The organism is Phycicoccus ginsengisoli, from assembly GCF_054779295.1.
Window position 1 is genome coordinate 1 of the sequence record NZ_BAAGYN010000008.1, and the last position, 14,569, is coordinate 14,569.

Genomic DNA, 14,569 nt, shown 5'->3' on the forward strand with positions numbered 1-14,569 from the left:
CAAAGGAAAATCGCCCGAAGCAACCCACAACCAAACCATGAAAGCCTGGCCACAAGCCACCCCGAGACGAGGTTATTGGCATCGATTTTTGACACGCTGTTGAGTTCTCAAGGATCGGACGCGCACCATCGACGCTGCGATTTCTCGCCGACATCTTCCGGGGCAACCGTTCTAGGTTATTCGCTTCGCAACTTGGGCGTCAAATCCCCTCCACCTCGATGAGGTGGTCCGAGGACCTCGCGCGCTTGGCGTTCGGCGATGACGAAACTGTAGCACGGTGCCTGCGCGGGGCGGAAATCGCGTTCTCCCGCCCCCGGACGGTCCACCCACGACCGTCCCCGATCCTCTCCGACGGGCCGCCACCCGGTGCCGTCAGCACGCCGTTGACCTGCGGCGACGCCGTTCTCCGGCGGAGGACCAGGGGCAGAGCCGGGCGGAGCTCCGGCGCCGGGCCCTCGCCTCGGAGGCTCGTCGTCCCGCACACTGCCAGCGTGAACCCCGCGTCGGCAGCGGTCCAGCGCACCTACCTGACCCTCCAGCTGCTCACCACGCTCGCGACCTCCCTCATCTGGGGCGTCAACACGCTCTTCCTCCTCGACGCGGGTCTCGACAACTTCCAGGCCTTCGCGGCCAACGCGTTCTTCACGGCGGGGATGGTCCTGTTCGAGGTGCCGACCGGCGTGGTCGCCGACCTGCGGGGTCGCCGGCTGTCCTTCCTCCTCGGCGCCGCCACGTTGGGCGTCATGACCCTGCTCTACGTCTGGATGTGGCACATGCACGCGGGGTTCGGCTGGTGGGCGCTGGTGTCCGTCGGCCTGGGCCTGGGCTTCACCTTCTTCTCCGGGGCCGTGGAGGCCTGGCTCGTCGACGCGCTCACGTCGACGGGGTACGACGAGGGGCTCGACGCCGTCTTCGGCCGTGGTCAGGCGGTCCAGGGCGTCGCCATGCTCGCCGGTTCCGTGGGCGGTGGCCTGCTGGCCCAGGCGGGCAGCCTGGGGCTGCCCTTCCTCGTCCGCGCCGGGTTGCTCGGCGTGACCTTCCTCGTGGCGTGGGTGGCCATGCACGACCTGGGGTTCACCCCCGAGGTGGGCACGCGGCCCGGTGCCGAGGTCAGCCGCATCTGGCACGACTCGCTCGAGCACGGCCTGGGCCAGCGACCGGTGCGCTGGGTGATGCTCACGTCCCCGTTCATCGGCGGGGTCAACGTCTACGCGTTCTACGCCATGCAGCCCTACCTCCTGCAGCTGTACGGCAGCCGCACGGCATACGGCATCGCGGGCCTGGCCGCCGCCATCGTCGCCGGCGCGCAGATCGTCGGCGGCCTGCTCGGACCGCGGCTGCGGCGCCTGGTGCACCGACGCACCAGCTGGCTGCTGATCGTCCTGGCCACGAGCACCGTCGCCCTGGCCCTGGTCGGGCTCGTCGACAGCTTCGCGGCCGTCATCGTGCTGCTCGTCGCGTGGAGCTTCGGCTTCTCGGCCGCGGTACCGGTCCGCCAGGCGTACCTCAACGGGCTCATCCCCTCACGGCAGCGCGCCACCGTGCTGTCGTTCGACTCACTCCTCGGCTCCGCCGGTGGCGTGGTCCTGCAGCCGGGACTGGGCCGCCTGGCCGACGTCTCGGGCTACCCGCCCACCTTCCTCGTGAGCGCGGCGTTCCAGGCCTGCGCGCTCCCCCTGCTGGCTCTCGCCCGGCGCGAGCGGGCCCCCACCGACGTGGTCGCCCCCGGGCCGGGCCCGACCACGGCTGCGACGCAGGCGGGGCCGGACGCCACCTGAGCGCCGGCGCGAGGTGAGCGCCGGCACGGTCCCGGCCACGTGGGCCGGGACCGGGCCGGAGGCGGCATCGGATCAGGAGCGGGACCGGGTCAGGAGCGGGACCGGGTCAGGAGCGGGACCGGGTCAGGAGCGGGACCGGGTCAGGAGCGGGACCGGGTCAGAGCGCGTCCAGCGCGGCCTGGAGGTCGGGCGGGTACGGGCTCTCGAACGAGACGTGCTTGCCGGTGCCCGGGTGCTCGAAGCCGAGGCCCACCGCGTGCAGCCACTGCCGCTCGAGACCGAGACGGCGGGCGAGGGTCGGGTCGGCACCGTAGGTGAGGTCGCCGGCGAGCGGGTGGCGCAGGGCGCTGAAGTGCACGCGGATCTGGTGGGTCCGCCCGGTCTCGAGGTGGACGTCGAGCAGGCTCGCGGCACGGAACGCCTCGATGACCTCGTAGTGGGTGACGCTGGGCTTGCCCTTCTCCATCACCGCGAACTTGTAGTCGTAGCTCGGGTGGCGTCCGATGGGGGCGTCGATCGTGCCGACCACCGGGTCGGGCAGGCCCTGCACGAGCGCGTGGTACTTCTTGTCGACCGTGCGGGACCGGAACGCCTGCTTCAGGACGCTGTAGGCGTACTCGGACTTGGCCACCACCATGAGCCCGGAGGTGCCCACGTCGAGCCTGGACACGATGCCCTGTCGTTCGCTGGCGCCGCTGGTCGAGATCCGGTAGCCGGCAGCCACCAGTCCCCCCACGACGGTCGGCCCGGTCCAGCCCACGCTGGGGTGGGCGGCCACGCCCACCGGCTTGTCGACGACGACCAGGTCGTCGTCGTCGTGGACGATCGTCATCCCCGGCACCGGCTCGGCGATGACCTTGACGCTGGGGCTCTCCTGGGGCGAGGGCAGGGCGACCTCGAGCAGGTCGCCGGCGCTGACGCGGTCGGACTTGCCCGCGGACGAGTGGTTGACCTGGACCTGGCCGGATGCCGCGAGCTCGGCGGCCTTGGTACGCGAGACGCCGAAGAGCCGGGCGAGGGCCGCGTCGACGCGCTCCCCCTCCAGTCCGTCGGGGACGAACAGGGTGCGGGCGTCAGACATGCGACGCCTCGTGCCCCGACTCGTGCCCCGACTCGTGGCGTCCGTGCTCGGCGCGCGTGCCGTCGACGCCGATGCCGCGCAGCGCGAGGAGGCCGATGAGCACGGCCGCGCCGACGATGGCGATGTCGGCGACGTTGCCGATGAACAGCCCGAAGTAGTCGATGAAGTCCACGACGTGACCGCGCCCGGGCCCGGGCTCACGCACCATCCGGTCGGTGAGGTTGCCCACCGAGCCGCCGAAGAGCAGGCCCAGGGCCCACGCCCACGACCGGCTGCCGATGCGCCGGGCCGTGCGCAGGATGAACACGAGCACCCCGAACGCGATGAGGGTCAGCACCCATGTCGCGCCGTTGCCGATCGAGAAGGCCGCACCGGGGTTGCGGATGAGGTTGAGGCGGATGAAGTCGCCGACCAACGGCACCGGGTCCCCCGGGGTCAGCGCGGCGAGCGCCCAGGCCTTGGTCACCTGGTCGGCGACGTATGCCGCGAGCGCCGCGGCCGCGAGCAGCACGAACAGCCGCCGCCGGTGCGGGGAGGGAGTCGAGGTGGCCGGAGAAGGGGTGGTGGGAGGGATGTGGTCGTCGGCCGGGATCAGCGGCGCTCCTGCTTCGTCTTGCATGTCACGCATAGGGTCGCACGAGGAGCGGCCTGGAGGCGAAGTTTGCCGATCGGGTTGCCGCAGGACTCGCACACGCCGTAGGTGCCGTCGTCGAGCCGCTCGAGGGCGTGCAGGTTCTGCTCGAGCATCTCCCGGGCGTTGTTGGCCAGGGAGATCTCCTGCTCGCGCTCGAAGGTCTTGGCACCGGCGTCGGCCTGGTCGTCACCCGCGCCGTCCCCCGCATCGCGCATCAGTCCGGCCAGCTCGGCCTCGGCGTCGGTGATCTCGGTCCGCAGCCGGGCGATGTCGCCCTCGATCTCGGAACGGACCGCGCGCAGCTCGGCCGCCGTCCACGGGGACTCGTCCGGACGGACCACGAGGGCGGACGGCGAGGTGGCCGTCTTCTTCGCGGGCGCTGCCTTCGCGGGCGCGGCCTTGGCGGTGGACACAGCCTTGGCAGGAGCAGCCTTGGTCGCCGGCGCGGCCTTCTTCGCCGGTGCCGCCTTCGTCGCGGCAGCCTTCTTCGCGGGCGCAGCCTTCTTCGCGGGCGCGGCCTTCGTCGCGGACGACGCCTTGGTCGCGGGCGCAGCCTCCTTCGCGGGCGCAGCCTCCTTCGCGGGCGCAGCCTTCGTCGCGGGCGCAGCCTTCTTCGCGGGCGCGGCCTTCGTTGCGGACGACGCCTTGGTCGCGGGCGCAGCCTCCTTCGTGGGCGCAGCCTTCTTCGCGGGTGCAGCCTTCTTGGCGGGCGCGGCCTTCGTTGCGGACGACGCCTTGGTCGCGGGCGCAGCCTTCTTCGTGGGAGCGGCTTTCTGGGCGGGCGCGGCCTTCTTGGCAGGCGCGGCCTTCTTGGCGGGTGCGGCCTTCGTCGCGGGCGCTGCCTTCTTCGTGGACGACGTCTTCGTCGCGGGCGCAGCCTTCTTGGCGGAGGCGGATGTCTTCGCTGCGGCCTTCGCCGTCGTCGACGCGCTCTTCGTCGCGACCCGTGCGGTGGTCGAGGTGCGGGACGGCGTGCGGCTCGCGGCCGCCGTCGTGGTGGCTTTCGCCGTGTCAACCATCGTGGCAGGCCCCTCGCTCACAGGGCGCTCGGCGGTCCGAGCGCGGTCAGGTGCGGCGAGGATAAGCGCTGCACGCTGCGTACTCAACGGCAAAACGCCCAACTCGCCAAACCCGGACGCACCCGTGCCCTGGAGGAGTGGTGCCGCGCGGGGTGGGGCCCGACGGAGCGCGACGGCACCCCGACCGCGGGTGCGGTCGGGGCGCCGTCGGGCACTGCCCGTGCAGTGGCGACGCGAGGTCAGCCGTTGCTCTCGGCTGCGGCCTCGGCAGGCTCGACCGCCGTGTCGTCGAGGTCCTTGAGCTGGTCCTCGATGTAGCTCTTCAGGCGCGCCCGGTAGTTGCGCTCGAACGCCCGGAGCTCCTCGATCTTCTTCTCGAGCAGGGTGCGCTCGCGACCGAGCTCCTCGAGGATCTGCGCCTTCTTCTGCTGCGCCTCGTGCACCATGCCCGTCGAGCGCTCGCGCGCCTCGGTGATGAGCTGCTCGTGCTTGGACTCCGCCTCCGCGACGAGCTGGTCGTGCCGCGACTGGGCGGTGCTCAGGAGCTCGTCGTGCCGCGACTGGCCCTCGGTGACCAGCTCGTCGTGACGGTTCTGCGCCTCGGCGATGAGCCGGTCCCGCGTCTGCTCGCCCTGACCGACGTGCTCGTCGTGCAGGCGCTGGGCCATCTCCAGCAGGGCGGCGGCGCTGGCGCCACCCCCGGCCGCTGCCCCGGCCATGGCTGCCGCGCCGGCACCCTCGGCCTGCGGGGCGGCCTGCTGCGCCGCCGCTGCCTGCGCCTGCTCGGCACGGGCCACCGCCTCCTGGGCGCGGGCCTCGGCCTCCGCGGCCCTGGCCTGGGCCTGCTCTGCCTCCTGCTGGGCTGCCGCGAGGCGCTGCTCCGCCTCCTGCACGCGCGCCTCGGACTCACCGGCCTGGGCCTCGACACCCTGCTGGGCCTTGGCGATGCGCTCCTGGGCCGCCTGCTCCGCCTCGTCCGCCCGCGCCTGGGCGGTGCGCTCGGCCTCCTGGGCCTTGGCGTTCGCCTCGGCGATCCGCTGCTGCGCGGCCTGCTCGGCCTCCTGGGCCTGGGCCGCCAGGGCGGCGATCCGCTCCTGCGACTCGCGCTTGGCCCGGGCCTCGGCCTCCTGGGTGGCCTTGGCCTCGGCGTCGCGCTTGGCCTGCGCCTCGGGGTCGGGCTTGGCCACCGTCGGCATGCCCTTGCTCTCGCGGCACTCGTTGAGCTGGTCGCGCAGGTCGTCGCTGTCCTTGACGAGCTTGCGCATCTCGGCGACGACCTCGTCCAGGAAGTCGTCGACCTCGCGCTCGTCGTAGCCACGCCGGAACTGCGTCGGCGTGAAGTTCTTGTTGAGGACGTCCTCAGGACTGAGCGTCATTTGTCACCTCGTTGGGCTGGCATGAGCAGTGCGGGTCAAGCATCGCAGAGTAGGGCGGTGCCGTCAGCCTAGAGGATCGCCCCGTCCCACTGGACCCGCAGGCCCCACCCGTTCGCGGCCCTCGAGCCCGTCCTCCAGCGGCGGCTGCCGCGGTCCCGCTCACAGGATGCCCATGAGGACGCTGGTGACGAGCATCAGGACGAGGAAGGCCAGGTCGAGGCGGACCGCTCCCAGGGTCAGCGGTGGGATGACCCGGCGCAGTGCCTTCAGCGGCGGGTCCGTGACCGTGTAGATCGCCTCGGCCACCACGAGCAGCACGCCCCGGGGGCGCCAGTCGCGGGCGAAGGCCTGCACCCAGTCGAGGACCAGCCGGCCGAGCAGGACGACGAAGAAGAGGAAGACCACGAAGCGCACGACGCTGGCGACGGGGTTCGAACCGAGCAGCATGCGCTCACCCTGCCATGCGACCGCGTGCCGTACCGGCGGCGGGGGTCAGCTCTGGTTGAACAGGCCGCGCGGGGTCGGCGCGGGCACGCCCTCCTCGGCGGAGACCTCGACGTGGGCGGGCGACAGCAGGAAGACCTTGGACGTGACGCGCTCGATCGACCCGTGCAGGCCGAACACCAGACCGGCGGCGAAGTCGACGAGGCGCTTGGCGTCGGCGTCGTCCATGTCGGAGAGGTTCATGATGACCGGCGTGCCGTCGCGGAAGCTCTCGCCGATGTTCTTGGCCTCGTTGTAGGTGCGCGGGTGGATCGTGGTGATCCGGTTGAGGGTGCCGACCTCGACGTCCCGGACGACCCGAGCCACGGGCGTGCGCTGCGGGAGTGGGGTCACGGCGGCGGACCGCTCGGACCGCTCCTGGGCCGGCGCCTCGTGCCGCTGCTGCTGCTGGGGCTCGTCGTAGTCGTCGTAGTCGTAGCCGTCGTACTGCTCGTCCTCGGCGAGCCCGAGGTACACCATCGTCTTGCGCAGCGCACCAGCCATTGAGAGCTCCCTCAGTCTTCTTCGTGTGTGCGGTCGTCCGGGACTGAAGTTACCGGTGGGACTGCCGCGATCCGAGGATTGCGGTGCCGACACGCAGGTGTGTCGCCCCGTGGGCGACGGCCTGCTCGAGGTCGCCGCTCATGCCGGCCGAGATCCAGGTCGCGCCCGGGTGGGCGGCGCGGATGCCGTCCGCGACGTCGCGCAGCCGGGCGAACGCGGGTGCCGGGTCGGCCCCCAGCGGGGCCACCGCCATGACCCCGCCCAGCTCGAGGTGCTCGCTGGCCGCCACCGCGTCGGCGAGCCCCGGGAGGTCGGCGGGGGCGGCCCCACCCCTGCCCTCGCCCCCGTCGAGGGCGACCTGGACCAGGACCCGGAGCCGTCGGCCGGCACGTGCCGCCGCACGGTCCAGCGCCGCCACCAGCTTGAGCCGGTCGACGGACTGGACCACGTCGGCATACCCGACGACGGAGGAGGCCTTGTTGCTCTGCAGCTGGCCGATGAAGTGGACCTCGAGGTCGGCCCGCCGGGCCACCTCGGCGAACTTGGCGGCGGCCTCCTGGTCGCGGTTCTCCCCCACCGCGCGGATGCCTAGGTCGGCGAGGAGGTCGACGTCCCCGGGTGGGAAGAACTTGGTGACGGCGATGAGGGTGACCTCGTCCGGGTCACGGCCGGCGGCCGCGCAGGCCCGCTCGATCCGCGCCCGGACGGACGCCAGGTTCGCCGCGAGCTCGGCCCGGCGTGCCGCGGGGGTCCCGACCGGTCCGTCGGCCCCGGTGGTCATGCCGCGTCCAGGACGACGACGCCGGCGAAGCGGCCGGTCCGCCCGTCCCGCCGGTAGGAGTAGAGGTCGTGGTCCTCGCGCGCGCACCCCGGCAGCCACTTCACGGCGACCCCGGCTGCGTGCAGCTGGGCGACCACCCCCGCGGCGACGTCGATCGCCGGCGTGCCCGTCCACGACACCGTGGCCGACTCCGGCGCGACGGCGGCCGCCGTGGCGCGCATCTGCTCGGGGACCTCGTAGCAGCGGCCGCAGACGGACGGACCGACGACGGCGGCGACGTCGCGGGCGCCCAGCTCCCGCATGCGCTCGAGGGCCACCCCCACGACCCCCGAGGTCATGCCGGGGCGCCCGGCGTGCACCGCGCCCACCACCCCGGCGTCAGGGTCGGCGAGCAGCACGGGCGTGCAGTCCGCCACGAGCACGGCCAGCCCGAGCCCTGCCTCGGCGGTCACCACCCCGTCCGCGGCGGGCGGTCCGCCCGGCGGCCACGGACCGTCGGCCACCAGCACGTCGGCGCCGTGGCACTGGTTCAGGAACAGGAGCCGGTCGCGGTGCAGCCCCAGCGAGGTCGCGACCCGCGTGCGGTTCTCCTCCACCGTGAGGGGGTCGTCACCGACGTGCCCCCCGAGGTTCAGCGAGTCGAACTCGCCGGTGCTCGCCCCGCCCTGACGGTCGGTGACTGCCCACCGCACCCGGCTGCTCTCCTCGCGCCAGTAGAACACGCGCCCCAACCTACGACAGGGGCGCCGGACGAGGTCGTCCGGCGCCCCTGTCGGGCGGTGCGTGGGGTCAGGCCCTCACTTGAGGAAGTCCGGGACGTCGAGGTCGTCGCCCTCGTCGAAGGTGACGGTCCGCGGGGGACGCCCCGCCGGCTCGCGGGGGGCTGCGGGCTGGGCCTGGTGCGGCTGCGAGGTGGTCACGGGCTCGTCGTCGTGGCCGCGGGACGGCGTGGGCTGGTATGCCGGGACCGGCTGCTCCTGGGCCGGGCGCTGCGCGGGCTGCTGGGCCTGGTGCGCCGGCGCGGCCGGGCTCGGTGCCGCCGGGGCGGTGGCGCCCGGCGCCAGGTGGTGGTTCGGCTGCTGGGCCGGCCGGCTCGCGCCCTGGACCTGTCCGATCGCCCGCTCGTTCTCGCGCTTGAGCGGGGCGCCCCCGTCGAAGCCGGCGGCGATGACGGTCACCCGCACCTCGTCGCCGAGGGCGTCGTCGATGACGGCGCCGAAGATGATGTTGGCCTCGGGGTGCGCGGCCTCCTGGACCAGGCGGGCCGCCTCGTTGATCTCGAACAGGCCGAGGTCGCTGCCACCCTGGATGGAGAGCAGGACGCCGTGCGCGCCGTCGATGCTGGCCTCGAGCAGCGGGCTGGAGATCGCGAGCTCGGCCGCCTGGACGGCCCGGTCGTCACCGCGCGAGGAACCGATGCCCATGAGTGCCGAGCCGGCGCCCTGCATGACGGACTTGACGTCGGCGAAGTCGAGGTTGATCAGGCCCGGCGTGGTGATGAGGTCGGTGATGCCCTGGACACCGGAGAGCAGCACCTGGTCGGCGGACCGGAAGGCGTCCAGCATCGACACGGCGCGGTCGCTGATCGACAGCAGCCGGTCGTTGGGGATGACGATGAGGGTGTCGACCTCCTCGCGGAGGTTGCCGATGCCCGCCTCGGCCTGGTTGGCGCGGCGCCGGCCCTCGAAGGTGAACGGCCGGGTGACGACCCCGATCGTCAGGGCGCCCAGGCCCTTGGCGATCTTCGCGACGACGGGGGCACCGCCGGTGCCGGTGCCGCCACCCTCGCCCGCGGTCACGAAGACCATGTCGGCCCCCTTGAGGACCTCCTCGATCTCCTCCGCGTGGTCCTCGGCGGCCTTCCTGCCCACCTCCGGGTCCGCGCCGGCACCGAGACCGCGGGTGAGCTCACGGCCGACGTCGAGCTTGACGTCGGCGTCACTCATGAGCAGCGCCTGGGCATCGGTGTTGATGGCGATGAACTCCACGCCCTTGAGGCCGACCTCGATCATGCGGTTGATGGCGTTGACGCCACCACCGCCGATGCCGACGACCTTGATGACGGCCAAGTAGTTCTGCGGTGCTGCCACGGCGGTGGGCCTCTCCTGGGGGTGCTGCTGGGTGCTGGTGTCTAGACGTGAAGTTGAGAGTTATGCCTTGGTTCCCAACGACTTCCGGTGCCGACGACGCTATGCGTGACCGCAGTGGCAGGCAACGACGCCCTCCGCGTGTCGCAGCACGGATTCGCCGCAGATCGCCCTTTCGCGGACGGGGGCGCCGCCAGTGTGTCACATCGGCAACAGGCGTCACATCGGTCGCTCCTGCCCCACCTGCCCTCGAGGGCCGGTCACCGGCTCAGCGGGTGACGGGCGTGCTCGGCGCGCTCACGTCGATGACGGCGTGCGACCCCTTGAGCAGGGCCTCGACGATCGCCAGCTTTCGCTCCGGCTCCTCGACGCCACCCCACACGACCGTCGTGCGGCCGACCCGCAGCGTCACGAGGTTGGCGCTGCTGACCGTCACCGAGGACACCCGCCGCTGCAGCGAGTCCGGCAGGACCCGGACCACGGTCACGGCGGTGGCCAGGGCGTCCCGGGACAGCGCGGCGTCCGACGCCGCGCTCACGACGGGGACACCCTTGGGCGCCCTCGTCACCTCGGCGTAGGCGACCCCGGTCTCGTCCACGACCTTCAGTTGACCTTGAGGGTTCTTGACCACGAGGAAGGGGACCCGGGGGCTGGCGTGGATGACCAGGGTGCTGGGCCACGAGCGCTCGATGGAGACGTCGGCGAGGGTGGCCCGTTCGGCGACGCGGGCCGCGACGGCCTGCGTGTCCACCCGGGCCAGCGGCTCGCCCATCGGCACGCGGGCGAGCGCGGTGATGGGTGCCACCTCGGCGTCGGGGACGCCGACGACCTCCACCGACCGGACCGCGAGGACCGGGCTGTAGGCGACCAGCCACACCAGCAGCGCCGCGACGGCGAGGGCGCCCGCGGCCCAGGCCCACAGCCGCAGCGGACGGCGGCGGACCTCGGCGGCGCGTCGCTGGAACCGGTCGCGGGAGGACGCCAGACCTCGCGGGGTGCTGCGCGCGCTCATCCCTGACCGAGGACCCGCAGGATCTCGGAGCCGATCATCGTGACGTCACCGGCCCCCACCGTCAGGACCAGGTCGCCCTCGGCGGCAAGGTCGGCGACGACCTGCGGGACGGCGGTCCACGAGGAGACCACGCGCACGTCCGCACCGGGCTCGAGGTCGAGCAGGGCGTCTGCGACCAGCTGGGACGAGACCCCGGGGACCGGGTCCTCACGGGCCGCGTAGACGTCCATGAGGACGACGACGTCGGCGGGCGCGAGGGCGGCGGCGAACTCCCGGGCGAAGTCCCTCGTCCGGGAGTACAGGTGCGGCTGGAACACGACGACGAGACGGCCGGGGTCCGCAACGAGGGCGCGCCCCGTCGAGACGACGGCCGACACCTTGCCGGGGTTGTGGGCGTAGTCGTCGACCACGGTCACGCCGGCTGCGGAGCCCTTGGGCTCGAAGCGGCGCCGGGTGCCGGTGAAGCCGAACAGCCCGTCCAGTACGCGGGTCGGGTCCTGGCCCAGGCCCTCGACGGCCACGGTGTACGCGGCGGCGGCGTTGAGCAGGTTGTGCCGCCCCGGGATGTTGACCCGCAGGACGCGCGGCTCGCCGTCCGGACCCGTGAGGGTGGCGCGTGCCATGAGCCCCCGGAACGTCTCGTCGCGCAGGACGACGTCGGCCTCGGCCGACCAGCCGTAGGTGAGCACCCGGGTGCCGGCGGACCGGGCCCGGGCAGCGAGGTCCCGCGAGCCCTCGTCGTCCTGGCAGGCCACGAGCAGCCCACCGGGCAGCACCGAGGCGGCGAACGCGGCATACGCCTCGCGGACCCGTTCGAACGTGCCGTAGAAGTCGAGGTGGTCCGGCTGCACGTTGGTGACGACGGCGACCTCGGGGCGGTAGACGAGGAACGAGCCGTCGCTCTCGTCGGCCTCGGCCACGAAGACGTCGCCGGTGCCCCAGTGCGCGTTCGTGCCGTGCTTGGCCAGCTCTCCCCCGGCGGCGAACGACGGGTCGATGCCGCAGTGCTGCAGCGCGACGGTCAGCATGGAGGTCGTGGTCGTCTTGCCGTTGGCCCCCGCCACGGCGACGCGGCGGGAGCCGGCCATGGTCGAGGCCAGCGCCTGCGAGCGGTGCAGCACGCGCAGGCCCCGCTCGCGGGCCATGGCTAGCTCGACGTTGCTCTCGCGGATCGCCGAGGACACCACCACCGTGTCGACGCCCTCGAGGTGGGCCGGGTCGTGCCCGACGTGGACGTCGGCGCCCTCGGCGGCCAGCGCCGCGAGGACCGGCGACTCCTTGGCGTCGGACCCGCTGACGCGGGTGCCCCGGGCCAGCATCACCCGGGCGACGCCGGACATGCCCGAGCCCCCGATGGCGATGAAGTGGACGGCGCCGAGCTCCTCGAGCGGGGGCACGGGATCGGTGAAGTCGAACCGCAGGTTCTGGCCGTTCACGCCTGTCTCCCCAGGGACTCGGCGTACGCGGCCTCGACCATGTCGGCCAGCAGCTCGTCGGCCCCGCGCTCCCCGGCGCCCGCGGCGGCCGCGGCCATCGCCTCGACCCGGTGCCGGTCGGTGAGGAGCGGCAGCAGGACGGCGTCGACCCACTCGGGGGTGGCCTGCGCGTCGTCGACCAGGACCCCGCCCCCGGCGGCGACGACGTCGGCGGCGTTGAACCGCTGCTCGCCGTTGCCGATGGGCAGCGGGACGTAGACGGCGGGGAGGCCCACCGCGGTCAGCTCGCACACCGTGTTGGCGCCGGCTCGCGCCACGACGACGTCGGCCGCGGCGTACGCGAGGTCCATCCGGTCGGTGTACGGGGCGACGACGTAGGGCGGCCCCTGGCCGTCGACCGGCGGGGCGAACTCCTTGCCCGCGCCGGTGAGGTGCAGCACCTGCACGCCGTGCGCCCTCAGCTCGGCGGCCCGCGCCTCGAACGTGGTGTTGAGCCGCTGGGCGCCCAGCGAGCCGCCGGTGACCAGCAGGGTCGGCCAGTGGTCCTGCAGGCCGAAGTGGGCGAGCGCCTCCGCCCGCGCCGCCGGACGGTCCAGCTGGGCGATCTCCGCGCGCAGCGGCATGCCGATCGCGGTGGCGTGGGCGAGGTGCGTGCTGGCGAAGGTCGTGGCGACGTGCGTGGTCATCCGCGCGCCCACCCGGTTGGCCAGGCCCGGCCGGGCGTTCTGCTCGTGCACCACGACCGGGACGTGGCACCGACGGGCCGCGAGGTATGCCGGCGTGGAGACGTAGCCGCCGAAGCCCACCACGACCTGGGCGCCGGTCTCCTCGATGGCCCGCTCGGCCGCCCGCACCGCGCCGCGCAGGTTGGTGGGGAGGCGCAGCAGGTCGCCGGAGGGCTTGCGCGGCAGGGGGACCTTGGGGACGGTGAGCAGCCGGTAGCCGCGCTCGGGGACCAGGCGGGACTCCAGGCCGGTCTCGGTGCCCAGGGCGGTCACGGTGAGGTCGGGGTGGCGGCGCCGGAGGCAGTCGGCGAGCGCGAGGAGCGGGGAGACGTGACCGGCCGTCCCGCCGCCGGCCAGCAGGACGGACGTCGGGGTCGCGGTGGCCATCAGTCCCTCCCCCTCCGCCCGGGCAGGACGGCGATGGTGCGGCGCACCACCGAGGGCTTCGCGGACAGGGCCTCGGCGCACCCGGGCTCGTGGCGGGCGAAGGACAGCAGGATGCCGAGCGCGACCATCGTCGTCATGAGCGAGGAGCCGCCGTAGGAGACGAGCGGGAGCGGGAGCCCGATGACGGGGAGCAGGCCGATGACGGCGCCGATGTTGACGAAGGCCTGGACCACGATCCACGCCATGATGCCGCCCGTCGCGATCTTGACGAAGAGGTCCTCGGTGCGCAGCACGATGCGGTAGCAGACGACGGCGAAGACGCAGAACAGCCCGATCGTCACCAGCGTCCCGGGGAGCCCAAGCTCCTCACCGAGGATGGCGAAGATGAAGTCGTTGTGCGCCTCCGGCAGCCACTGCCACTTCTCCCGGCTGGCGCCCAGGCCGACCCCCCACCAGCCGCCGTCGGCCAGCGCGTAGCGCCCGTGCAGCGGCTGTCGGGCGGCACCGTAGGGGTCCGTGTCCTTGCCGAGCCAGACGTCGAACCGGCCCAGCCGGTTCGGGCTGGTCAGGACCAGGGCCACGGCGCCGGCGAGCATGACTCCGCTGCCCCACGCGAACAGCCTGCGCGGCACCCCGGCGGTGAACAGCACGGCGGCGATGATGCCGCCCATGACGATGGCGGTGCCCAGGTCCCCGCCCCCGAGGACGAGGCCCAGCGTGAGCACGGCGCACGGGACGAGGTACGGCACGACGACGTTGCGCACCCGCCCCAACGAGCGGCGCCGGACCGACAGCAGGGCCGCCCCGACAAGGACGAGCCCGATCTTCGCGAACTCCGAGGGCTGGATCGTGAAGCCGCCGAAGCCCAGCCAGTTGCGGTTGCCGTTGACCGTGACCCCGAGCGGGGTGAAGACGAGCAGCTGCGCCAGGAGGGAGGCGCCCAGGATGGGCAGCGACATGGCCTTCCAGCCACGCACCGGGATCCGGCTCGCCACGAGCATGGCCACCCCGCCGATCACGGCGAACAGCAGCTGCTTGCGGAAGTAGAGGTAGGGGGTGCCGTTGTGCGACTCGACGAGCGACTTCACCGACGACGCCGACAGCACCATGATCAGCCCGATGACCACGAGCACGACGGAGACCGACAGCAGCACGTAGTAGCTCGTGACCGGGGAGTCGAGCCGGGCCAGCCAGCCGCCGAGGCGCTGGTCCTCGACGCGCGACGCCTTCCGCGCCCCGGGGGGCGCGGCGGTGGCACTGCTCACG

The 14,569-nt window shown here is 73.1% G+C and carries 14 protein-coding genes; 1 reads left to right on the plus strand and 13 read right to left on the minus strand.

Annotation, left to right across the window (positions count from 1 at the left end; all coding sequences use genetic code 11):
* The first annotated feature begins 491 nt into the window (after positions 1-491).
* Positions 492-1,778: an MFS transporter gene (locus tag ACYVDO_RS13935; protein WP_460936880.1), complete on the plus strand. Its 1,287-nt coding sequence runs from the start codon at positions 492-494 to the stop codon at positions 1,776-1,778.
* A gap of 157 nt (positions 1,779-1,935) precedes the next feature.
* On the opposite strand, the gene ACYVDO_RS13940 is transcribed toward ACYVDO_RS13935, so the two are convergent.
* The 13 genes from ACYVDO_RS13940 to ftsW all read right to left on the minus strand — a co-directional run bounded on the left by ACYVDO_RS13940 (position 1,936) and on the right by ftsW (position 14,568).
* Positions 1,936-2,859 carry an RluA family pseudouridine synthase gene (locus tag ACYVDO_RS13940; RefSeq protein WP_460936882.1) on the minus strand — a complete coding sequence of 308 codons (924 nt, stop codon included), beginning with the start codon at positions 2,857-2,859 and terminating at the stop codon, positions 1,936-1,938.
* The gene (gene lspA, locus ACYVDO_RS13945; protein WP_460936884.1) at positions 2,852-3,478 is read right to left on the minus strand and encodes a signal peptidase II; all 627 of its coding nucleotides are present in this window, start codon (positions 3,476-3,478) and stop codon (positions 2,852-2,854) included. Before lspA ends, ACYVDO_RS13940 begins: the two co-directional genes overlap by 8 nt.
* Positions 3,451-4,512, minus strand: a complete 1,062-nt coding sequence (locus ACYVDO_RS13950) for a TraR/DksA family transcriptional regulator (protein WP_460936886.1) — start codon at positions 4,510-4,512, stop codon at positions 3,451-3,453. The genes lspA and ACYVDO_RS13950 overlap by 28 nt, the downstream gene beginning before the upstream one ends.
* A 239-nt stretch (positions 4,513-4,751) precedes the next feature.
* Entirely contained in the window at positions 4,752-5,888 is a 1,137-nt protein-coding gene (locus tag ACYVDO_RS13955; protein WP_460936888.1) for a DivIVA domain-containing protein, read from the minus strand.
* 159 nt (positions 5,889-6,047) lie between these two features.
* Positions 6,048-6,335, minus strand: a complete 288-nt coding sequence (locus tag ACYVDO_RS13960; RefSeq protein WP_460936890.1) for a YggT family protein — start codon at positions 6,333-6,335, stop codon at positions 6,048-6,050.
* A 45-nt stretch (positions 6,336-6,380) separates the two neighbouring features.
* On the minus strand, positions 6,381-6,875 hold the full coding sequence (locus tag ACYVDO_RS13965) for a cell division protein SepF (protein ID WP_460936892.1): 495 nt from the start codon (positions 6,873-6,875) through the stop codon (positions 6,381-6,383).
* Between the two features lie 49 nt (positions 6,876-6,924).
* Positions 6,925-7,656, minus strand: a complete 732-nt coding sequence (locus ACYVDO_RS13970; RefSeq protein WP_460936894.1) for a YggS family pyridoxal phosphate-dependent enzyme — start codon at positions 7,654-7,656, stop codon at positions 6,925-6,927.
* Positions 7,653-8,378 (minus strand): peptidoglycan editing factor PgeF, encoded by a 726-nt coding sequence (gene pgeF / locus ACYVDO_RS13975; RefSeq protein ID WP_460936896.1) that lies wholly within the window; start codon positions 8,376-8,378, stop codon positions 7,653-7,655. Before pgeF ends, ACYVDO_RS13970 begins: the two co-directional genes overlap by 4 nt.
* Positions 8,379-8,453: 75 nt before the next feature.
* A complete protein-coding gene (ftsZ, locus tag ACYVDO_RS13980) occupies positions 8,454-9,746 on the minus strand; it encodes a cell division protein FtsZ (RefSeq protein ID WP_460936898.1) in 1,293 nt (430 codons plus the stop codon).
* Positions 9,747-10,011: 265 nt separating this feature from the next.
* Positions 10,012-10,755: a cell division protein FtsQ/DivIB gene (locus ACYVDO_RS13985; RefSeq protein ID WP_460936900.1), complete on the minus strand. Its 744-nt coding sequence runs from the start codon at positions 10,753-10,755 to the stop codon at positions 10,012-10,014.
* Entirely contained in the window at positions 10,752-12,191 is a 1,440-nt protein-coding gene (murC, locus tag ACYVDO_RS13990) for a UDP-N-acetylmuramate--L-alanine ligase (protein WP_460936902.1), read from the minus strand. Before murC ends, ACYVDO_RS13985 begins: the two co-directional genes overlap by 4 nt.
* Positions 12,188-13,303: an undecaprenyldiphospho-muramoylpentapeptide beta-N-acetylglucosaminyltransferase gene (gene murG, locus ACYVDO_RS13995; RefSeq protein WP_460936904.1), complete on the minus strand. Its 1,116-nt coding sequence runs from the start codon at positions 13,301-13,303 to the stop codon at positions 12,188-12,190. The genes murC and murG overlap by 4 nt, the downstream gene beginning before the upstream one ends.
* A complete protein-coding gene (gene ftsW, locus ACYVDO_RS14000; protein WP_460936906.1) occupies positions 13,303-14,568 on the minus strand; it encodes a putative lipid II flippase FtsW in 1,266 nt (421 codons plus the stop codon). Before ftsW ends, murG begins: the two co-directional genes overlap by 1 nt.
* Between the last annotated feature and the right edge of the window lies 1 nt (position 14,569).

Excerpts from the sequence above, each read along its gene's own strand:
- ACYVDO_RS13940 (WP_460936882.1), bottom strand. The coding sequence starts at position 2,859 with ATGTCTGACGCCCGCACCCTGTTCGTCCCCGACGGACTGGAGGGGGAG.
- lspA (WP_460936884.1), bottom strand. The coding sequence starts at position 3,478 with ATGCAAGACGAAGCAGGAGCGCCGCTGATCCCGGCCGACGACCACATC.
- ACYVDO_RS13950 (WP_460936886.1), bottom strand. The coding sequence starts at position 4,512 with ATGGTTGACACGGCGAAAGCCACCACGACGGCGGCCGCGAGCCGCACG.
- ACYVDO_RS13955 (WP_460936888.1), bottom strand. The coding sequence starts at position 5,888 with ATGACGCTCAGTCCTGAGGACGTCCTCAACAAGAACTTCACGCCGACG.
- ACYVDO_RS13960 (WP_460936890.1), bottom strand. The coding sequence starts at position 6,335 with ATGCTGCTCGGTTCGAACCCCGTCGCCAGCGTCGTGCGCTTCGTGGTC.
- ACYVDO_RS13965 (WP_460936892.1), bottom strand. The coding sequence starts at position 6,875 with ATGGCTGGTGCGCTGCGCAAGACGATGGTGTACCTCGGGCTCGCCGAG.
- ACYVDO_RS13970 (WP_460936894.1), bottom strand. The coding sequence starts at position 7,656 with ATGACCACCGGGGCCGACGGACCGGTCGGGACCCCCGCGGCACGCCGG.
- ACYVDO_RS13985 (WP_460936900.1), bottom strand. The coding sequence starts at position 10,755 with ATGAGCGCGCGCAGCACCCCGCGAGGTCTGGCGTCCTCCCGCGACCGG.
- murG (WP_460936904.1), bottom strand. The coding sequence starts at position 13,303 with ATGGCCACCGCGACCCCGACGTCCGTCCTGCTGGCCGGCGGCGGGACG.